Consider the following 21,864-nt stretch of genomic DNA (forward strand, 5'->3'; position numbering starts at 1 on the left):
GAACGTTGAAAAAGTTAGATTTAAATAACAATGGATTAACAAGTTTACCTAGTACAATAAATAATTTAACGAAATTAGAAAGTTTAGAGATACAATATAATGAGATAAATAGCGGTTTAGATTTAAGTAATCTTGAGCTTTTAAAAGTTTTAACAATACAGTATAATAATATTTATGAACTAAAATTAAATCTATCACCAACGGCATTTAGAGGAAGTAATAACAATTATAGTATACAACTAAGAAGAAATGCAATTGGTTGTATAGAAGTACCAAGTGATGAGTTAGTAGCTTGGCAGTTAGCAGAAATTAATGAAGAGAGAGGGTATATAGACAACGGAGTTATCTATTCAGACAATTGTAGTGCAGTAACAACTAACTCTATACCAGATATAGAAAGAGAGGCTTTAATAGCTATTTATAATAGTACTAAAGGTACAGATTGGAAAAACGATTTGTCATCTTCATATAACGGAGTACCTTGGGTAGCCGATGCAACTCAAAAAAGAAATGTAGGAGCTTGGTTTGGTGTTACTACAGCTATTATTAACGGACAAAAACATGTTACAAAAATTGAGTTAAATAGTAATTTACTAGAAGGTGCTTTGCCAGAAGAAATAAAAAATTTAACCGAATTAGTAAGTCTAAAAATTAATTCTAATGCTGTAAATGAATTAGCGAAAGAAATTGGAGAGTTGCCAAAGTTAGAAGTTTTAGAATTTAATAGTCAACGTAATTCATCAAATTCTGAGTACGTGTTAAAAGAAATTCCTTCAGAAATTAATAACATAACTACACTTAAACGTTTAGGATTAAATGGTAACCAATTAGAAGGAAATTTAGATTTTTCTAATTTAACAAATCTAACTTCTTTAGATGTTAATTCTAATCAAATAACTGGATTAAAAATTGGAGTTTCTCCAAATGTTTTTGATGGGCAAAGTAATGGTTCTTTAAATTTTTCTAATACGTTTAGCTTTTCTTCAAACCAATACCTGTATTGTATTGCAGTATCACAAAATACTATTGCAGATTGGGAAGGTAGTAGTTATGCGAGTTCTTATCCTAATATAGTTTGGGGGCAAGATTGTAGTGCTTATAATAATGTGCCTACTAATGAGATACAGGCCTTGGTAGATATGTATAATAATTTAGACGGTGCAAATTGGACAAATAACAGCAATTGGACAGGAGATTTAAGTAAAGCAACTATAAATTCACCATACAATGCTACAAAATGGCAAGGAGTTACTACAGAGATTATAAATGGAGGTAAACACATTACTCAATTAACATTGAATAGTAATAAGTTAAAAGGTGAGTTGCCAGAAAGTTTAGGAAACTTAACAAAAATAAAGTTATTGTACTTACAGAATAACGAGATTTCGGGGGTTATACCTACTAGTGTTGGTAATATGATAGAAATGGAAACAATGTATGTAAACAATAATGAGCTAACGGGAAGTTTACCAGAAGGAATAAAAAACTACACAAAACTGCAAACACTTATAGTAGAAAATAATAAACTTGAAGGAAATGTGCCAGATTTAACTGCTATTAATACGTTGTCATCATTAAATATTAGAAACAATAAATTCCAATTTGGAGACTTTGAAGATGAATTTGCAACTTATAAGAGTAATATAAATAGTTTTTCTTATTCGCCACAAGCAAAAATAGGAGAAGATACATCAGAAGACTTAACAAATGCAGATTATAGGTTAGATGCAGTGGTAAGTGGAGATCATAATGAATACCAATGGTATAAAGATAATTCACCAATACAAGGAGCTACAGAAGCTAGTTACGATATTTTAAGTCCAACATCAGCAGATGATGGAATATATTATTGTAGAATTACCAACACTGTAGTTACTAATTTAACAATAGAAACTGGTAAAATAACTTTAAAGTACGATACTTCTTTAAGTACAGAAGATGAAGAGTTAGAAAAAGCTGTAAAGTTGTATCCAAACCCTACAAAAGGATTATTAAACTTAAATATTAGTAACCAGTTTGAGCTCAAAAAAATTGAAATTTATACCGTTTTAGGTAAAAAGATTAGAGAAATTAAAGCAAATTCTGGCCTGAAAAATATTGATATATCTAACTTATCTAGTGGTATGTATTTAATTAATATAGTTACTGAAAAAGGTAGAGTTGTTAAAAGAGTTATGAGAGAGTAGAAAAGAAAGAGAAGTAGTTTTGATTTTTTTGATCAAAATAGTTTGTGTAATCGGAAAGTAATTTAATTACTTTCCGATTTTTTTATACATTACTTTTAATGTAAGTTTTTTAAAGTTAAATTTATATCGTTTTTTCGATTCACTCTCTTAAATGAAATTATAAAATATTTGAGGTGATACACAAATAATTATAAGAATTAGAATAAGACATAAAACCAAAGAATATATAAGCTGCTTTTTATAAGTTTTAAGCTTAATAAAAACAATTATTAGTTATTCTCTTCCTTTGGTGGAATAATTTTCATTGCTGGTTCTTTGAACACCTTTTTATTTGCTATTTTCTTTTCAAAAGTTAATAATAAAGAAGGTAGTAAGATTAGATTAGAAACCATTGCTAATAATAAGGTGATAGATACTAATCCTCCTAAGGCAATCGTCCCACCAAAGCTAGAAATTGTAAATACTAAGAAACCAAAAAATAATACAATTGAAGTATAAAACATACTAACTCCAGTTTCTCTTAAAGCGGCATAAACCGATTTTCTAACTTTCCAATTGTTAGCTAATAATTCTTGACGGTATTTTGCTAAAAAGTGAATGGTATCGTCTACCGAGATTCCAAAAGCAATACTAAATACTAATATAGTTGATGGTTTTATTGGGATATCGAAGAATCCCATTAATCCAGCAGTAATTAACAGCGGTAACATGTTTGGGATTAAGGATATTAAAATCATTTGAGGAGATCTAAACATCCACGCCATAAATATTGAAATTAATACGATGGCTAATGATAATGATATCACCAAGTTTTTAATTAAGTAGTTGGTTCCTTTTAAGAAAACCAACGCTTTTCCTGTCATAGAAACATCAAACTTTTCGTTAGGGAATTGCTTCTTAATTACTGCTCCTAAACGCTCTTGAATAATATCCATTTTATCGGTTCCAACATCTTTCATAAATGTAGTGATACGTGCGTATCTTCCTGTTGAATCAACAAAATTATTCAACATTCCTGCATTACTATTTGAGTTTTTAGTGTATGCGAAAATGTGAGCTTTTTCTTGAGAAGTTGGTAATTGATAGTATTTTGGTTTTCCTTTATAGTAAGCTTGTTTAGAATATTTAACAAGGTTTACTACTGAAACAGGTTTGCTCAATTCAGGGAACGTTTCAATAGCTTCATGAAGTTTATCCATCTTTTTAAGGGTAGATAATTTCATAACTCCTTTTTCTCTTTTAGTATCTACTAAAATTTCTAAAGGCATAATTCCGCCAAATTCTTTCTCAAAAAACTTAATGTCTTTGTAGAACTGCATTCCTTTCGGCATATCTTCAATCAAACTACCAGAAACTCTAATTTGGAATAAACCGATTAACCCTAAAATAATAACAATAACTGTAGTGATATAAATGCTAATACGTCGCTTTCTTACCATACGCTCCATCCAATCTACGACTTGCCCCATCCATTTTTTCTCAAGATGGTTTAAGTGTTTTTTCTTCGGAAGAGGCATAAAGCTGTATATAATCGGAATGATTAATAAAGCCAAAATGAAGATACTGATGATGTTTACGGAAGCTAAAATTCCGAATTCACGTAATAATTGACTTTTTACAAACACAAAAGTTGCAAAACCAGATGCAGTTGTAATATTTGTCATCAAAGTAGCATTACCAATTTTAGCAATTACACGTTGCAATGACTTTGCTTGATTACCGTGTTTCTTAACTTCTTGCTGATATTTATTAATTAAGAATACCGCGTTAGGTACTCCAATAACAATAATTAATGGAGGAATTAAAGCTGATAATACAGTAATTTCATAACGGAACCATCCTATAAATCCGAAAGCCCATGTAACACCAATGCTAACTACAAGTAGCGTAATAAAAGTTGCTCTAAAAGATCTAAAGAAGAAAAAGAATATGAGAGCAGTAATAAGTAATGCTCCAGCTACAAAAAACACCATTTCATCAATAATGTTCTGTGAGTTTACGGTACGTATGTATGGCATTCCAGAAATACGGACATCTACATTGTAATCTTTTTCAAATTTATCGATTCTTGGAATTAGAATTTCAGCAATGAAATTTCTACGCTCAATAGTATTTACAATGTCTTTATTAATGTAAATAGCGGTTTGTAAAACACCTTCTTTATTGTATAATAAGTTTTCGTAAAAAGGAAGTTTTTCAAATAGTTGTGTTTGAATTTTTTCAACTTCTTCTTTAGTCTTTGGTGCTTTTTCAAATAAAGGTTCTAAAATAAACTTACGTTTCTTTCTGTCAGCTTTTAACTGTTTTACATCAGAAATAGAAACGGTAAAATCTACTTGAGAAACTGTATCAAAAGATTTAGTAAGTTTGTTCCAAGCATTGAATTTTTCAGGAGAAAAAATAGTACTGTCTTTTATTCCAAGAATAACTAAGTTACCTTCTTCTCCAAATATTTTTAGGAACTGATTGTACTCTAAATTTGCTTGATGATCTTCGGGTAGCAAGTTAGCTTCGGTATATGAAAAACGCATATACTTCATTTGTGAAACCAAAAATGCTGTTATTGCTGCAATAAAAATAAGAACGATGTAACGGTTTCTTAATATAATTCCAGCGACTCTAGTCCAAAAGCTCATTCAAAAAAATTTTTGCAAAGTTATTAATTTCTACTGACGTAAGAGCATAAAAAAAGAGTGTTAAAAAACACTCTTTCAATATACTTAGAAAGGTTTGTTATACTGTCATAATTTCCTCTTCTTTAACAGAATACTTCTCGTCGATTTCTTTTACGAATTTGTCTGTTAATGTTTGCACATCAGCTTCTGCATTTTTCTTCATATCATCAGAAACATCTGTCTTTTTAATGTCGTTATTCGCTTCTTTACGAGCATTACGAATACCTACTTTTGCATGTTCAGCTTCAGCTTTAGCTTGTTTAGCTAAATCACGACGACGCTCTTCTGTTAATGGTGGTACATTAATAATAATGTTTTCGCCATTATTCATTGGGTTAAAACCTAAGTTTGCTATCATGATTGCTTTTTCAATTTCATGTAGCATGTTTTTTTCCCAAGGTTGAATAGAAATAGTACGAGCATCTGGTGTGTTTACATTGGCAACTTGACTTAATGGTGTTTGAGATCCATAATAATCAACTTGAACATTTGCTAACATTGCAGGAGAAGCTTTTCCAGCTCTAATACTACGTAATTCTTTTTCTAAATGTGCAATAGCATTGTTCATTGCTTCTTTTGCACTATCTAAAATAAAATCTATTTCTTCCATTTTAATTATAATTTAAAAACCGTAAAGGTAATTTTGGTTTATTGATTATCAACTATTGTTCCAATTTGTTCTCCTGATAGTAATTTCATTAAATTACCTTTCTTATTCATGTCGAAAACAATAATTGGAAGTTTATTCTCTTCACTTAATGTAAAAGCAGTCATGTCCATTACTTTTAAGCCTTTTTCTATAACGTCTTTAAAAGTAATGTTTTCATATTTAACAGCATCTTTATCTTTTTCTGGATCAGCAGTGTAAATTCCATCTACACGAGTTCCTTTTAAGATAGCATCTGCATTAATTTCGATAGCTCTTAAAACTGCTGCTGTATCTGTTGTGAAATACGGATTTCCAGTTCCTCCTCCAAAAATAACGACACGTCCTTTTTCTAAATGGCGGTTAGCACGGCGCTTAATATAAGGTTCTGCGATTTCTTTAATTTCGATAGCTGTTTGTAGTCTTGTATGAATGCCTTCGTCTTCTAAAGCACTTTGTAAAGCTAAACCATTAATACAAGTTGCTAGCATTCCCATATGATCTCCTTGAACGCGATCCATACCGTTACTGGCACCAGCTACTCCTCTAAAAATATTTCCTCCTCCTATAACAATGGCTACTTCAACACCTTTATCTACAACTAATTTTATTTCTTGAGCGTATTCTTTAAGTCTTTTAGGATCTATTCCGTATTGACGATTTCCCATTAAGGCTTCTCCACTCAGTTTTAAAAGAATTCTTTTGTATTGCATAATTTTATTGAAAGTTTTGCAAAACTACATATTTTTTTTGACTCCGATTTTTTATTGCACAAAAAAACCATCCGATTAAAGGATGGTTTTTAGTTTTATATTGATAAGATTAACCTAAAGTTACTCTTACGAAGTTTTTAACTTCTACATCTCCGAAAGTAGAAACGTATTCTGCAACAGTTTTCTTCTCATCTTTGATGAATTTTTGGTCTAATAAACACTGCTCTTGATCTAAAGTAGTGTTATCAGAGATAAATCTTTCCATTTTACCTGGTAAGATTTTGTCCCAAATTTGTTCTGGCTTACCTTCAGCTTTTAATTGCTCTTTAGCAGCTTCTTCAGCGTTTGCTAAAGCTTCGTCTGTTAATTGTAAACGAGATACGAATTGAGGTACGTTCTTTAAAGTTTTACCTAAACGAACTAACTCTTCGTTATCTTTAACGATAGCAGCGATTCTTGCTTCAGTTTCTGAAGCAACGTAAGCAGGATCGAAATCTTTGTAAGATAAAGAAGTAGCTCCCATAGAAGCAGCTTGCATAGCTAAATCTTTAGTTAAAGTAGCAGCATTGTCTACATCAGCAGTTAAACCTACCATTGCAGCAATTTTACCAACGTGTGTATATGCTCCTACGTATGGTGCTTCAATTCTTTCGAAAGAAGTAATATCGATTTTTTCACCGATAACTCCTGTTTGCTCGATTAATTTCTCAGCAACAGTCATTCCTCCGATGTTAGCAGCTAAAAACTCTTCTTTTGTTTTAGTAGTAAATGCTACGTCTACAAATTCTTGAGCTAAAGCTTTGAAAGAATCGTTTTTAGCAACGAAGTCAGTCTCACAAGCTAAAACGATAGCAACACCGTAAGTGTTATCATCGCTAATTTTAGTAATAGCTACACCTTCAGTAGACTCACGGTCTGCTCTTTTAGCAGCGATTTTTTGTCCTTTTTTACGTAAAATTTCAATTGCTTTATCAAAGTTTCCTTCTGCTTCTACTAATGCATTTTTACAATCCATCATACCAGCTCCAGTAAGCTCTCTTAATTTTTTTACGTCAGCAGCTTTAATTGCCATTTTATTTTTTGTTTTTTAAGTTGTGATTAAAATTAAAATAAAATAAAGGCTTCAATGTAATGAAACCTTTAAATTAAAATTATTTTGCTTCTTCAGCTTTAGCTTCTGTTTCTTTAGCAGCTTTAGCTTTTTCTTTGTCAGCTTTTCTATCAGCTAATCCTTCAGCAATCGATTCAGTTACATAAGATAATACTTTGTCGATTGATTTAGAAGCGTCATCGTTTGCAGGAATTACAAAATCAACTGGTCTAGGATCAGAGTTTGTATCAACCATTGCAAAGATTGGAATGTTTAATTTTTGAGCTTCAGCAATAGCAATGTGTTCTTTCTTTACATCTACTACGAATAAAGCTCCTGGTAAACGTGTCATATCAGAGATAGAACCTAAATTCTTTTCTAATTTTTCACGTTGACGGTTAATTTGTAACTTTTCTCTTTTAGATAAAGCATCGAAAGAACCATCTTGTTTCATTCTATCGATAGAAGCCATTTTCTTTACAGCTTTACGAATAGTAACGAAGTTAGTTAACATACCACCTGGCCATCTTTCAGTGATGTAAGGCATGTTTACATTTTTTGCTTTTTCTGCAACGATATCTTTAGCTTGCTTCTTAGTAGCAACGAATAAGATCTTACGTCCAGAGTTAGCTATTTTTTGTAACGCAGCAGAAGCTTCGTCAATTTTAGCTGAAGTCTTATACAAATCGATGATGTGAACACCGTTACGCTCTGTATAAATGTAAGGAGCCATGTTTGGGTTCCACTTTCTTGTTAAGTGACCAAAGTGTACTCCACTTTCTAATAATTCTTGAATGTTTGCCATTTTAATAAATGTGTTTACGTTCTGTTTTTTCAATATTTCAGTAGTTATTAAGTCTGAAATATTTAGATACTAAACTGTTAATAAATTTAATTTTATAAATAACAGTTCCAATAAACGATTAACGCTTAGAGAACTGGAATTTCTTACGAGCTTTCTTCTGACCGAATTTCTTACGCTCAACCATTCTTGGATCACGAGTTAATAATCCTTCTGGCTTTAATACTGCTTTGTGCTCTTCGTTAATAGCTACTAATGCTCTAGTAATTGCTAAACGGATAGCTTCAGCTTGACCAGTAACTCCACCTCCGTAAACATTTACTTTGATATCGTAAGACTCTAAGTTCTCTGTTAACATTAATGGTTGCTTTACTTTGTATTGTAAAGTTGGAGTTGTTAAATAGTTTGCTAACTCTCTTTTGTTGATAGTGATGTTTCCACTTCCTTGAGAAACATAAACACGAGCAACAGCTGTTTTTCTTCTACCTATTTTGTGTACAGTTTCCATGATTATTTAAGATCGTTAAGGTTAATAGCTTTAGGTTTTTGAGCTTCTTGTTGGTGCTCAGTTCCTGCGTATACATATAAATTTCTGAATAACGCACTACCTAATTTGTTTTTAGGTAACATACCTTTTACTGCTTTCTCGATGATTCTTGTAGGATCCTTCTCGAACATCTCAGTTGCAGTTAATGATCTTTGTCCTCCTGGGTAACCTGTGTGACGGATATATGACTTATTAGTCCACTTTTTACCAGTTAAATTGATTTTTTCAGCGTTGATTACTACAACGTTGTCTCCACAATCTACGTGAGGAGTGAAATTTGGCTTGTACTTACCTCTAATAAGTTTTGCAACTTTAGAAGCTAAACGACCTAAGTTTTGCCCGTCCGCATCAACAACAACCCACTCTTTGTTAACAGTGTTCTTGTTAGCCGATACTGTTTTGTAACTTAATGTGTTCATAATTACACGATTAGTTTTTGTCTTATTAATAATAAATTTTGTCCTTTAAAAAGGTGTGCAAATGTACAACTAATTATTTGATTAACAAACAAGCAGCTGCTTTTCTTTTTCTTTAAGAAGTAAGAAAGTTAAATTAACATATTCTTAAGATAAAACTATGCTACTTTTGATTTGCACTTTCAACTTTAAGAATGAAACTCAAACTAACACTATTTATTACTTCTTTATTTTGTTTTCAAATAACAAAAGCACAAGAAGGACAAAGCTTAACAAAAAAGGTTTATACCACTAAATTTATTAATGAAGCTCCAGAAATTGACGGAGAAATTAATGATGCCGTCTGGAAGGGTTTAGATTGGGGAGGAGATTTTACTCAAAAAGCTCCTACGGAAGGAATAGCGCCTACGTATCAAACAAAGTTTAAGATAGGGTATGATGATAAGTATTTATATATAGCTATAAGAGCTTTTGATGATGAGCCTGAAAAAATAGAGCGAAGACTTTCTAGAAGAGATGGTTTTGCAGGTGATAGAGTAAATGTGCTAATTGACAGTTATCACGATAAAAGAACGGCTTTTGTTTTTACAACTACGGCTGCTGGTGTTAAAGGAGAAGAAATTGTAACTAGAAACGGAAATAACTGGGATGCGAGTTGGAATCCGATTTGGTATACCAATGCTGTGATTGATGATAAAGGATGGACAGCTGAGATGAAAATTCCATTTAGCCAACTTCGGTTTGGAAAAGCAAAAGAACAAGTTTGGGGATTGAATATTATTCGCCAGTTTTTTAGAGAACAAGAACGATCTTTATGGCAGCGCATACCGAATAATGTAGCTGGTTTTGTTTCTGAAGCAGGAGAACTTCATGGATTGATAGATTTAAAATCTCAAAAACAATTGGAAATTCAACCATTTACAGTGTTACAGTATGATTCTTACGAAAAAGAAGGAAATAATCCTTTTAGAGATGGAAGTGATTTTAAAATAAATGGAGGATTAGATGCTAAAATAGGTGTAACTAATGATTTAACATTAGACTTAACCATTAATCCAGATTTTGGTCAAGTAGAAGCTGATCCTGGAGCAATAGCTTTAGATGGTTTTCAAATTTTCTTTAATGAACAAAGACCATTTTTTGTAGAGAATAAAAATATCTTCGATTTTCGATTTGCTAATGGACCAGATAATGTTTTTTATAGTAGAAGAATTGGTAGGAGTCCGCAAACAAATCCAGATAAAGCTGATGGAGAATATGCTGATGTACCTATTAATACCACAATAATAGGTGCAGCTAAATTCTCAGGAAAAACAAGAGATGGTTGGTCTATAGGTGTTTTAGAAAGTGTTACTTCAAGCGAATATGCCGAAATAGATAATAATGGAGCAAGAAGAAAAGAGCTTGTTGAACCTTTAACAAACTATTTTGTAGCTAGGGCTCAAAAAGATTTTAATGAAAGAAATTCTTATGTTGGGGGGATTTTTACAGCAACTAATAGAGATTTAAAAGGATTGAATAGTTTGCGAAAAGCAGCCTACACAGGAGGAGTTGATTTTAGACATGAATGGGATGATAGAAACTATTTTATTCAAGGTGATTTTGTAGCAAGTCATGTTGTAGGAAGTAAAGAATCGATAGAAGCTACTCAAAGATCTTTAACGCATTTGTTTCAGAGGGTAGATGCGAGTCATGTAGAAGTGGATCCGAATAGAACATCATTAACAGGAACTGGAGGAAGAGTTTTCGGTGGAAAAAGAGGTGGCGGAAATTGGCGTTACTGGGGAGGTTTAAATTGGAGGTCTCCTGAATTAGAGTTAAATGATATAGGTTTTTTAAGACAAGCAGATGAAATTAGACAATTTGCTAATGTTCGTTACTTATGGCAAAATCCAACAAAGATTTATAGAGAAGCAAATGTTAGAATGGGGGTTTCTACATCATTTGATTTTGAAGGAAATTATAATCGGATTCAATATACGTTAAGAGGAAATATTAACTGGATTAATAATTGGTGGACTGAACTTGAGTTTGGGCACAAGCCAAGGATATTTATTAATACATTCTTAAGAGGTGGACCACGTTGGCGTTATTCAGAAGAAAATTTTGCGGTATTGTTTTTTGGGTCAGATAGAAGTAAAAAACTTAGTTTCAGAGCAGGAACAGTGCAAAGTGTTACCAAGCAAGATAATTTTGCTTTTAGAAGATATGTGGTAGGATTAAATTATCAACCTTTTGATGCGTTGAGTGCTTCGTTAGAAACTACGTTTAATGAGAATCCTAATAAAACTCAATATGTAACTCAGGTAGATTATAATGGAGGGAAGAGGTATATTCTTGGAAATATCGATCAGCAAACGTGGGCAACAACATTACGATTAAACTATAGTATTAATCCGAATCTGTCTATTCAATACTACGGACAGCCATTTATTTCAAGAGGAAGATATTCTGATTTTAATTTTGTAAATAATTCTATTGCTGAAGATTTAAATGAGAGAGTAACTTGGTATAATAATAATCAAATAACAACTCAATTAGATTCTGATAATGCTGTAGAAAAGTATTTTATAGATGAAAATTTAGATAATGCAAACGATTATGAGTTTGAAAATCCAGATTTTTCTGTAGTTCAATTCAGATCGAATTTAGTTGTAAGATGGGAATATATACCAGGATCGGAGTTGTTCTTTGTTTGGTCGCAAGGAAGAGCAGCAGGAGCTGATCCAAGAGAATCGCTAAGTAGAGGTTTGCAAAATCAAATATTGAACGAACCGTTAGAGAATACATTCTTAATCAAAGCTACTTATAGATTCGTGAGATAAAAAAAATGATTATAAAATAAAAAAGCCAGTTATTTTATTAATAACTGGCTTTTTGTATGTTTTGAAACAAGGTTTATTCAACTTTTTGATCTAATAAATCAAAGAACTGATTTAATCTTGGTAAGATAATAATCTTAGTACGTCTGTTTTTTGCTTTGTTAGCAGGTGTGTCATTAGCAACTAATGGAGAAAAACTTCCTCTACCAGCAGCGATTAACCTGCTAGGAGCTACTTCGTATTTGTCTTGTAATTCGCGAACAATAGAAGTTGCACGTAAAACACTTAATCCCCAGTTGTCTTTTAAAGAAGAACCTGCTGCTATAGGAGTATTGTCTGTATGACCTTCAACCATAACATCCATTTCTGGTTGTCCGTTAACAACAGTTGCAACTTTAGCTAACACTTTCGATGCTTTGTCTGAAATAGTATAGCTTCCGCTTTTAAATAAAAGCTTATCAGAAATAGAAATAAAAACTACTGTTTTTTCAACATTTACTTCAATGTCTTGATCGTCTATTCCTTCTTGTAATTCCTTTTTTAAGTGAAAAGCAACTACTAAATTTAAAGAGTCTTTTTTAGAAGCAGCAGCTCTAATTTTATTAATGTACTTATCTTTTTTACTTAACTGACTTAAAGTTTCTTTAATATTATCGTTAGCTCCTTGAGTTAAAACTGTTAAGTTTTCTACTTGCTGTAGTGTGTTTTCTTTGTCTTTCTTTAAATCGTTAACAGTAGCTGTTAAAGTATTTGTCTTGTCTTGAAATCTTTCTTTTTCAACTAAACATTTTGTTAAGTTGTTCTTTACAGCAACTAACTCGTCTTTTGTTTGCTCGTGTTTAGCTTTTAAAGCTTCTAATTCTTTTGTAGCAGAACATGAGGTTAAAAGTGCTACAGTTACTAGTCCTAAAAATATTTTTTTCATTGTAATCTAAGTTTTTCTGATGTTTCTAGTTACAGTAAGCAAAGTTAACAAAATGGAGATACAAAAATTACAATTAACAATCTTTTATGAAGTACTAAAAATGTACTTTTGTGTTTATAAACTTCATAGCATGAAAAAACTATTTTTTCTTTTGATTTTAGTAGGCTTGTTAGCCTGCAAGAAAACTGAAACTGTAAAGCTTATTAAGCTAAAAGGCGGTGTATTTGGAACGACATACAATATAACTTATGTAGCTGATAAAAACCACCAACAGTCTATAGATAGTTTGTTTTATTTAGTTAATAAATCACTTTCTACATACATACCAACTTCAGATATATCAAAAATAAACAAAGGAGATAGTACAATTGTTGTTGATGAAATGTTCAAAGAAGTTTTTAAAAAATCGAAGAGAATATATGCTGAAACAAATGGTTTTTTCGATCCTACAGTTGGGAACTTGGTCAATGTATGGGGGTTTGGACCTAAGAAAGAGAAAAAAGATTTAGATAGTGTTCAGGTAGATAGCTTAATGAAGTATGTAGGCTTACCCAAAGTAAGTCTTGAAAAAGGAAAGATAAAAAAACAATTTCCTGAAATTTATTTAGACTTTAATTCAATAGCAAAAGGTTATGGGATTGATGTTGTTGGAAGGTTTTTAGAATCTAAAAAAATTAATAATTATTTAATTGAAATAGGAGGTGAAATAAGAGCAAGAGGTAAGAAACCAAATAATAAATTATGGGCTGTAGCGGTTGAAGATCCAAATCAAGATGGAACACAATCGTATGAAAAAGTCATTACTTTAGATAATATGTCTATGGCAACATCAGGGAATTATCGAAAGTATAGAATAGGAAAGAACGGACAAAAATATGTGCATACAGTAAATCCGATAACAGGTTTTGCTATTGAAAGTAATTTATTAAGTGCCTCAGTTATTGCTCCTGCAGATTGTGCTGATGTAGATGCGTATGCAACTGCTTTTATGGCAATGGGATTAGAAAAAACTTTAGAATTTACAAAAAAATATCCTCAAATAAAAGTGATTTTAATTTACTTGAACTCTGAAGGGGAAATATTAAATTATTCAAATTAAAATACCTATATTTAGGTATGGGTTTTTATGAAATGAACCTATAATTTTGCTTGAATTCTTAAAAAATAAAAGAAAAGAATGGGGATTAAAAGGGGATTTTCGTTTTTCGTTATGTTTTTTTTGGTTGTGAGTCAATATGCACAAACCAATGAGGAAATTGCTGGAGTTTATTTACGTAAGTCAGAAGAAAGTTATAATACATTAAAAGTTGATAAATCGTTAATGTATTTTGAAAAAGCACTTAAGCTTATAGATTCTGCTCGAACTGCTAAAACTGCTCGCTTAGGTTCTCTTATTCATTATGAGAAAAAAAATTATAAAGAAGCTAAAAGATATGCAAAAAAATATTTTTCGTTAGCTAAAAATAAATCTTCTGATAAATACATTGAATTGTTAGATTTATATGTAGATATGGAAGAGAAGATAGCTAAAGAAGAAGAGGAAGAGAGAATTAGAATAGAAGCTGAGAGAAAGAAAATGTTAGAGCTTAAAAGGATTGACTCTTTAAAAACTTTATGGAAAAAGCAAAAAGAAAGTTTAAATTTTTCTTTTGATACTTTGTATTCTTTTAATAAGTATGGACTTGCACTAGTTAAAAAGGATAATAAGTATGGAATTATAGATGATTTAGGGTATGTAAAAGTTACTCCTTCAGAGTATGAAAATGTTAAAAGTTTTGATGGATATTTTTTATTCCTAGATAAGAAAGAAAATCCAACAAAAATATTTTCATATAATTCTAAGACCAAAGAAGGGTATTTGTTACCAGAGATAGAAAGTTTAAGTTTATTGTCTACCAATTATGGTAAGGTTATGTTACCAAGAGGTAATTCACGTATTGTTTTTTATCCTGAAAATAGTCAACAAGCAATAGTGTTTGATTTAGATCAGAAAAAGAAAGTAGTTATTTCCGATATAAAAGAATTATTTAAAAGTTTGAAAAAAAACGATTTTATTGATCGTTATAAAGAGGACGATCTTGAAATAAAAATTCAAGGAGATTGGTACCGTTTTGGAGGGCATTTAGGCGGGAATGTTTATGCTCTTTTTGGTGAAGAAGATACAGTATTACAAGGTTATTTACTTAGCAATAAGCAAATTTTAAAAAGTACAGACTACCTTTATTTAGGATGTGCGTATAAAGGGAAATTAGAGGCTGAAAAGAACGGAGAAATATATTGGATTGACAATAAAGGCGAAGAGGTAAGCTCTCCAAAAGATATGGTAATAGGATATGGAGGGGAAACAAAAGTTGAAAGTGTAGCGCCTGGAGTTTATCAATTTTATAAGTTAATAAAAGCAAAAAAATACTTTATAAATAAAGATGATAAATTAGAAACTCTTAAAGAATTTTTAAGGAAAAATAAATAAAAATATTTCGAAGAACAATTGAAAATAGGATTGTGGTATTCTTTACTGCAATCCTATTTTTTATGCAATAAATTAGGCTTGATTTATAATTCATAACAGGTATTTAATTACTAGCAAATTCTATTGAATAGAAAGGTGATTTTTCCCCTATTTTTAAAATAATATAGATTTTACTACTTGTTTTTTATAAATTGTATGGAACTAACTTAGACACGTTTTTTGTAGCCAGTATAAGGGGACAAGCGTTACATAAAAACATATACAATGAAAATAAAACTACTATTGCTATGCAGCAGTATGCTGTCTTTTTTTTCGTACGCGCAAACAAATCGAGAAGTAGCTAGTACGTATTTACATAAATCAAGACAAAATTATAATAAACCCAAGATAAGCAAGCTTCAACAAGCCAAATCGCTTGAGTTTATAGATACATTGACTAATGCAGAAGTGGCTCGGTCAGGGAGTTTAATGCATTTAGAGCTTGAAAATTATGAGAAAGCAAAAAAGTTTGCTGATAGGTATTTTTTATTAGAAAAAAATAAGAGCTCGAGAAAATATCAAGATTTTTTAACAACGTATAGTACTATTGAAGATGTTCTTCGGTTAAAAAATATGTTGAGAAAATCTAGAGAAGAAAAAATAGCTTTAGAGAAAAAGCGGAAAGATTCTTTAAAAAGTTTTTGGTTTAAAACTTATAATAAGTTTAAGATAACGGCTGATTTTATTCAAAATTTCGATACAAATGGTTTTGCGCTTTACAAAGAGAATGAAAAGTACGGAATAATCAACGATAAAGGATTTGTAATAGTAAAACCAAATGAATATGAAAAAGGAACTCAATTTGATGGTTATTTTTTACTTCAAAATAAAGCGATAAATCCAACAAAAATATTTTGCTTTAACTCATTTAAAAACAAAGGTTTTATTTTGTCTGATTTAGCAGATGTTAGCCCAAAATCAACTCATTACAGAACAATTATGTTACCAAGAGCTAATGCTCGTTTGGTTGTGTACCCTAATAGTTTGGACAAGGTTCTGATTTTCGATATGGAAAAAGAAAAATTAGTAAAGCAAAACATTAGTACTACCTTGAAAAAGTTAAAGGAAAAGAAAATAATCACTAAATATAAAAGTAATAATCAAATAAAAGTTAAAGGAGAGTGGTATTCCTATGGAGGAAGTTTAGGAGATACACATATTCTGTACTTGCCTAAAACAAATATAATTTATGGGTATTTAGTTGAGAGAGGAGGGAGAATACTTAAGAAATCTGAATATCCGTACATGGGATTTTCTTACAAAGATAGAAGTCAGGTGATAAAGAATAAAAAAACTTTTTGGATTGATAGTTTTGGAGATAAAGTAAGAAGGCCAATTAATGAATCGGGAATTTATGGAGGAAAGACCAGAGTAGTAAGAACGAATGATGGAAAATTTCATTTTATTCAAACGATTAATGGTGAAAGATATTTGGTGAATAATAATGAAAAGCTAGAAGATTTAGCTAGCTTTTTAAAAAAGCATCTAAAGAAAGATTAAAGAAATTATTTATAACAAACAGGAAGAATTTCTCCTTTCATTAAAGCATATCGCTCTAGTTTTTCTGGGGCGATTTTTTTTGTGTAATCAATTTCATCAACCTTAAAACCTATTGAACGAAGCTTATCAAAATAATCACGACCATAAACGCGTACATGGTCATATTGACCAAAAATTTCAGCACGTTCTTTAGGGTCGGTAATAGAATCGTCTTCAAAAGTAATTTCTCTACTTAAGTCTTGCGGAATTTGAAAAATACCAAATCCACCAGGTTTCATTACTCTATGTAATTCTTGCATTGCTTTGGTGTCATCAGGTATATGTTCTAAAACATGATTGCAAAAAACAATATCAAAAGAATTATCATCAAAAGGTAAATCGCAAATATCAGCTTTTACATCAGCAATAGGCGATTCTAAATCTGAAGTGAGATAATCTAAGTTTTTCTGTTTTCTAAAAATATCTAAAAAGCACTGCTCAGGAGCAATATGTAAAACTTTTAGTTGTTGTTTCGAAGTGAAAAAATCGGTTTCATCTTTTAAGAAAAGCCACATTAAACGATGTCTCTCTAATGATAGCGTAGAAGGAGAAAGTGCATTCTCTCTTTGAATGCCATAACCATAAGGAAGAAATTTACGAAACGATTTTCCATCAATAGGATCGGTAAAATTATCGCCTTTTAACCACCAAGCAATTATAGGACGCACCCAATAACTTACTTTTATTAAAATAGGTCTTGGTATAGTGTTTAATATGGTCTTAAATAAAGACACGTATTTATAAAACTAAAGGTTGCTGTCTAAACTCATCTTCTTCTTTACTTTCAATTCCTAAAGCATTATAGATGTATTTAAAAGTTGAAAGCAACTCTGGTTTCCCGTTAATAATAGCAACATCGTGTTCGAAGTGAGCAGAAGGTTTGTTGTCTAAAGTTGTAATAGTCCATCCGTCACTGTGTTGGCGAATTTTATGAGTTCCTAAGTTAATCATAGGTTCAATAGCAACTACCATACCTTCAATAAACTTTTTACCACGTCCTCTTTTTCCGTAGTTAGGCATTTCAGGATCCTCATGCATTGTTTTACCAATACCATGACCTACCAATTCTCTTACAACACCATAACCTCTATCTTCGGTATATTTTTGTATTGCATAACCAACGTCACCTACTCGGTTACCAACTTTTAATTGACGGATTCCTTCGTATAAACTTTCTTTAGTTGTATTTAAAAGTTTTTGTGTTTCAGGAGCTATTTCACCAACGGCAAAAGTATAAGCGTGATCACCGTAAAATTCGTTTTTAATAGCACCGCAATCTATTGAGATAATATCACCTTCTTGCAATGGTGTTTTATTTGGAATACCATGTACTACTTGAGAATTAGGACTCATACAAAGTGTATTTGGGAAATCGTATAAGCCTAAAAAACCAGGAATAGCACCTTGCTCACGAATGAATTCTTCGGCAAGCTTGTCTAAGTATAGCGTAGTTACTCCAGGTTTTACTTCTTTTGCAAGCATTCCTAAAGTTTTAGAAACTACCAAAGCACTCTCGCGCATTAATTCTATTTCTTCTCTCGTTTTTTGTGGTATCATCTTAAAAAAATTGAAGCGCAAATTTACAGTTATTTTTGATATGGATGTTTGTAATCTTGACCAGAAACGATTTTTAAGAAATCTTTTTCAATAGTGCTTCCGTCAACAGCATGCTCTACGAAACGACCTATTTCTTTTCCGTCTTTATAAAAAATAAAAGTTGGGACTCTAATAATGTTTAGTCCTTCTTCTAAATCTTTTGCTTTTTTCGATCTATTAACAGCTATTAATTCTATGTTCTTAGAATTAAATCCAGCTTCATCTAATAGCTTATAAAAGTTCGGGATTTCTCTTTTACTGTCTCCACACCAAGTTCCCATAAAACCTTTGATTTTTACATCTTTTAATAAAGGTTTAAGTTTATTGATAACTTCTTTATCAGTTTCATAATATTCGTAAAAATCATTAAACCAATCGCTACCATAAGGTTCTACTTTAAAGCTCTCTTTAGTTACATGCCCCACCAAATCTCCTTTAGTATTTTTTACTGCTGGAATTTTCTTTGTGCTTGAACATGAAACAAGAAAAACGATTGCTATAAGGCTGAATATTTTTTTCATACATTTTTATTTAAACAAGTGAATGTTGTGTCATCTCTTTAGGTTGCTCTACGCCCATTAGTCGTAAAACGGTAGGTGCAATATCACCCAAGATACCACTTTTTATTGATTTTAATTCGTTGTCAATTAAAATCATAGGAACTGGATTAGTGGTGTGTGCTGTATGTGGACTACCATCAGGATTTATCATAGTTTCACAGTTTCCATGATCAGCAATTAAAATGGTAGTGTAATCGTTTTCTAAAGCTGTTGTAATTACGTCTTTTACACAGTTGTCTACAGCTTCACAAGCTTTTACTGCAGCTTCGAAAACTCCTGTATGCCCAACCATATCTCCGTTGGCAAAATTCAAGCAGACAAAATCTACCTCACCTTCTTGTAATTCAGGAACTATAGCATCACGAATTTCGTAGGCACTCATTTCTGGTTTTAAATCATATGTAGCTACTTTAGGTGATGGGCATAATAGACGTTTTTCTCCGTTGAATTCTTTTTCTCTTCCACCAGAAAAGAAAAATGTTACGTGTGGGTATTTTTCGGTTTCTGCAATTCGTATTTGTGTTTTTCCTGCCGATTCTAAAACCTCACCCAAGGTGTTTTCAATATTTTTAGTATCGTAAATAACATGAATGTTATTAAAAGTAGCATCATAATTAGTCATGGTAACAAAGTACAACGGTATTTTTTTCATGTTGAATTCAGGAAAGTCTTTTTGACTTAAAGCTTCTGTTAATTGTCGACCTCTGTCGGTTCTAAAATTGAAGAAAATAACAACATCGTCTTCTTTTATAACTGCTTTTGGTTGGTTGTTTTCATCAACCATCACAATCGGTTTAATGAATTCATCGGTTACATTTTCGCCATAACTTTGTTGAATACTTTCTGTAGCGTTAGTTGAAAAACTACCTTTGCCATGAACCAATGCATCGTAAGCTAGTTGAACACGTTCCCAACGATTATCACGATCCATTGCGTAGTAACGACCAGTAACTGTTGCTAATTTCCCAGTGGTTTTTTGCATATGTTCCTCAATATCATTAATGAAGAATTTCCCAGATTTTGGGTCGCAATCTCTTCCGTCAGTAAAAGCATGTAGAAATACATTCTTTAATTCGTGCTTGCTTGCTGCTGCTAGCAGCCCTTTTAAATGATTGATGTGAGAATGAATTCCACCGTTAGAAACCAATCCTAAAAAATGAATGTTTTTATTGTTGTTTTTTGCGTATTCAAAAGCATTTAATAATTCATTTTCTTTGGCTAAAGAACCATCTTTTATAGCGTTGTTTATTTTAGCTAAGTTTTGATAAACGATTCTACCAGCACCTAAATTCATATGTCCTACTTCAGAATTTCCCATTTGTCCTTCTGGTAAACCAACATGTTCACCATCGGTACGTAATTCGGCATGTGGAAATTTGTCGTATAACGAATTTATAAAAGGTGTTTTTGCATTATATATGGCAGATACTTTTGGGTCTTGTGTAATTCCCCAACCATCTAAAATCATTAAAATTACTTTCTTGTTCATTTCTGTAGAATTGAATGGTAAAAGTAAGAAAGATTTCGGTGGGATTTTTAAAAATTAACGAAACCGATTAAGAAGAAAATAAGCAATAAAAGAATAGTTGTGAAAATTACCAAAAGTGTTAGAGTAGTACAATAAGTCGTTTAAATTTTAGAAAGGCTTGAGCTAGAGAATATGTAAAAACCTAGAAGACTTAAAAGAATTCCAAACCTTAAGTGTTGCCCACTAAAAGAATTTGAAAATATTTTAGATATAGCACCTAATTCGAATAAAAAACCAAATAAAGATGTTATAAAAAGTATTACTATTAATGTTTTGTTGTTAGCTTTTTTCCAAAAGACAAGAGAAAATATTATTAGAAAGATATATCCAACAATAGCAGATGTAATATAATTTTCATTGCTAGAAATACCTGCAAAATTTACTAACGAAAAAGAAAATTTAGCGTTTATAAATTCTAAAGTATTAGCAGAAAAAGATAATAATACAATTGATGATATTAAACTAAGTGTTAATAATATTTTCTCTTTCATTATTATTTTCTGTATTTACGAATAGCTTCTTTAATTTTTTGTATTCTGTTTTCAGGATCTGGGTGAGTGCTCTGAAATTCAGGAACTCTATTTGGTCCTGCGGCAGCTTTTAAAATTTCCATTACACCAATTAAACTTTCTGGGTTGTAGCCTGCATCAATCATTAGTTTTACTCCTAATTCATCACTTTCTAATTCGTCACCACGACCATTCTTCAATAAAGTTTGTTGCCCGATACTATTGGCTAATTGCCCTAAGTCGGCACCTACAGAAGCTCCCATAGTTAGTAATTTCCAAAAGTTAGCATCGGTAATTCTTTCGTTAGAATGTTTTCCTAAAACATGACCAATTTCATGCCCTAAAACACCTGCTAATTGATCTTCATTTTTCAGTTTAGAAAATAAAGCATAGGTGATAAATATTTGTCCGCCAGGTAATGCAAAAGCATTTATGGCTCTATCGTCTCTAAGTAAGTGAAATTCGTATTTGTACCCCGATTGTTTTGCAATAGTATTGTTAACTAATTTAGCGCCGACTCTGTCTACTAAAGCTTGTGCATTATCGTTAGGAAATAACCCTCCATGTTGTTGTGCCATTCTTGGCGCTTGCTGTAATCCAATAGCAATTTCTTGCTGAGGAGATAAGCTAATAGCTTGCTTTTTTCCTGTGTATGGATTCACTTCTTGCTGGCTACATTTACGTAAATAAGCAAAAGCTACAATAGCTATACCTATTAGTAATCGAGTTTTAAAACCACCTCTTCTCATGTAATATTTTTTGATTTTTTGTTATTCTCGTAAAGATACGAAATAATGATAT

19 protein-coding genes are annotated in these 21,864 nt (G+C 31.5%); 5 read left to right on the plus strand and 14 right to left on the minus strand.

All coding sequences use genetic code 11. The annotated features are described in order from the left end of the window. On the plus strand, positions 1–2,186 hold a 2,186-nt coding region (locus tag WH52_RS14005), incomplete at its 5' end, for a T9SS type A sorting domain-containing protein (protein ID WP_086031594.1). A 269-nt stretch (positions 2,187–2,455) separates the two neighbouring features. Here the strand turns inward: WH52_RS14005 and WH52_RS14010 are convergent. The 7 genes from WH52_RS14010 to rplM form a co-directional block, all read right to left on the minus strand. Next, entirely contained in the window at positions 2,456–4,822 is a 2,367-nt protein-coding gene (locus WH52_RS14010; protein ID WP_086031595.1) for an efflux RND transporter permease subunit, read from the minus strand. 97 nt (positions 4,823–4,919) lie between these two features. After that, entirely contained in the window at positions 4,920–5,471 is a 552-nt protein-coding gene (gene frr, locus WH52_RS14015; RefSeq protein ID WP_086031596.1) for a ribosome recycling factor, read from the minus strand. 38 nt (positions 5,472–5,509) lie between these two features. After that, positions 5,510–6,220 (minus strand): UMP kinase, encoded by a 711-nt coding sequence (gene pyrH / locus WH52_RS14020; RefSeq protein ID WP_086031597.1) that lies wholly within the window; start codon positions 6,218–6,220, stop codon positions 5,510–5,512. 109 nt (positions 6,221–6,329) lie between these two features. Further along, positions 6,330–7,292 (minus strand): translation elongation factor Ts, encoded by a 963-nt coding sequence (gene tsf, locus WH52_RS14025; protein WP_086031598.1) that lies wholly within the window; start codon positions 7,290–7,292, stop codon positions 6,330–6,332. Between the two features lie 79 nt (positions 7,293–7,371). Beyond that, positions 7,372–8,115 carry a 30S ribosomal protein S2 gene (rpsB, locus tag WH52_RS14030; RefSeq protein WP_086031599.1) on the minus strand — a complete coding sequence of 248 codons (744 nt, stop codon included), beginning with the start codon at positions 8,113–8,115 and terminating at the stop codon, positions 7,372–7,374. A 118-nt stretch (positions 8,116–8,233) separates the two neighbouring features. After that, positions 8,234–8,620, minus strand: coding sequence for a 30S ribosomal protein S9 (gene rpsI, locus WH52_RS14035; RefSeq protein ID WP_086031600.1), 387 nt, complete (start codon positions 8,618–8,620; stop codon positions 8,234–8,236). Between the two features lie 2 nt (positions 8,621–8,622). Further along, positions 8,623–9,078, minus strand: coding sequence for a 50S ribosomal protein L13 (rplM, locus tag WH52_RS14040; protein ID WP_086031601.1), 456 nt, complete (start codon positions 9,076–9,078; stop codon positions 8,623–8,625). Positions 9,079–9,269: 191 nt separating this feature from the next. On the opposite strand from rplM, the gene WH52_RS14045 reads away from it, so the two are divergent. Then, complete coding sequence (locus WH52_RS14045; protein ID WP_086031602.1) at positions 9,270–11,900, plus strand: DUF5916 domain-containing protein; 2,631 nt, start codon at positions 9,270–9,272, stop codon at positions 11,898–11,900. 73 nt (positions 11,901–11,973) lie between these two features. Here WH52_RS14045 and WH52_RS14050 read toward each other — a convergent pair whose 3' ends face one another. Beyond that, positions 11,974–12,822, minus strand: coding sequence for an OmpA/MotB family protein (locus WH52_RS14050; RefSeq protein WP_086031603.1), 849 nt, complete (start codon positions 12,820–12,822; stop codon positions 11,974–11,976). A 130-nt stretch (positions 12,823–12,952) separates the two neighbouring features. Here WH52_RS14050 and WH52_RS14055 point away from each other — a divergent pair, with 130 nt between their 5' ends. The 3 genes from WH52_RS14055 (at position 12,953) to WH52_RS14065 (ending at position 16,831) form a co-directional block, all read left to right on the plus strand. Then, positions 12,953–13,921: an FAD:protein FMN transferase gene (locus WH52_RS14055; protein WP_086031604.1), complete on the plus strand. Its 969-nt coding sequence runs from the start codon at positions 12,953–12,955 to the stop codon at positions 13,919–13,921. 111 nt (positions 13,922–14,032) lie between these two features. Continuing rightward, complete coding sequence (locus WH52_RS14060) at positions 14,033–15,292, plus strand: WG repeat-containing protein (RefSeq protein ID WP_233131575.1); 1,260 nt, start codon at positions 14,033–14,035, stop codon at positions 15,290–15,292. 264 nt (positions 15,293–15,556) lie between these two features. Beyond that, positions 15,557–16,831: a hypothetical protein gene (locus tag WH52_RS14065; protein WP_143592189.1), complete on the plus strand. Its 1,275-nt coding sequence runs from the start codon at positions 15,557–15,559 to the stop codon at positions 16,829–16,831. 5 nt (positions 16,832–16,836) lie between these two features. On the opposite strand, the gene WH52_RS14070 is transcribed toward WH52_RS14065, so the two are convergent. From WH52_RS14070 to WH52_RS14095, 6 genes are all read right to left on the minus strand, one after another. Beyond that, complete coding sequence (locus WH52_RS14070) at positions 16,837–17,604, minus strand: class I SAM-dependent methyltransferase (RefSeq protein WP_086031607.1); 768 nt, start codon at positions 17,602–17,604, stop codon at positions 16,837–16,839. A gap of 4 nt (positions 17,605–17,608) precedes the next feature. Continuing rightward, positions 17,609–18,427 carry a type I methionyl aminopeptidase gene (gene map / locus WH52_RS14075; RefSeq protein ID WP_086031608.1) on the minus strand — a complete coding sequence of 273 codons (819 nt, stop codon included), beginning with the start codon at positions 18,425–18,427 and terminating at the stop codon, positions 17,609–17,611. Positions 18,428–18,456: 29 nt separating this feature from the next. After that, positions 18,457–18,987, minus strand: coding sequence for a thioredoxin family protein (locus WH52_RS14080; protein WP_086031609.1), 531 nt, complete (start codon positions 18,985–18,987; stop codon positions 18,457–18,459). Between the two features lie 10 nt (positions 18,988–18,997). Next, positions 18,998–20,515: a 2,3-bisphosphoglycerate-independent phosphoglycerate mutase gene (gene gpmI, locus WH52_RS14085; RefSeq protein WP_086031610.1), complete on the minus strand. Its 1,518-nt coding sequence runs from the start codon at positions 20,513–20,515 to the stop codon at positions 18,998–19,000. A gap of 140 nt (positions 20,516–20,655) precedes the next feature. Further along, complete coding sequence (locus WH52_RS14090) at positions 20,656–21,045, minus strand: hypothetical protein (RefSeq protein ID WP_086031611.1); 390 nt, start codon at positions 21,043–21,045, stop codon at positions 20,656–20,658. Positions 21,046–21,047: 2 nt separating this feature from the next. Beyond that, on the minus strand, positions 21,048–21,812 hold the full coding sequence (locus WH52_RS14095) for a M48 family metalloprotease (RefSeq protein ID WP_086031612.1): 765 nt from the start codon (positions 21,810–21,812) through the stop codon (positions 21,048–21,050). Positions 21,813–21,864 lie beyond the last annotated feature (52 nt).

Source organism: Tenacibaculum holothuriorum, from assembly GCF_002120225.1.
GTDB classification, from domain to species: Bacteria; Bacteroidota; Bacteroidia; order Flavobacteriales; family Flavobacteriaceae; genus Polaribacter; species Polaribacter holothuriorum.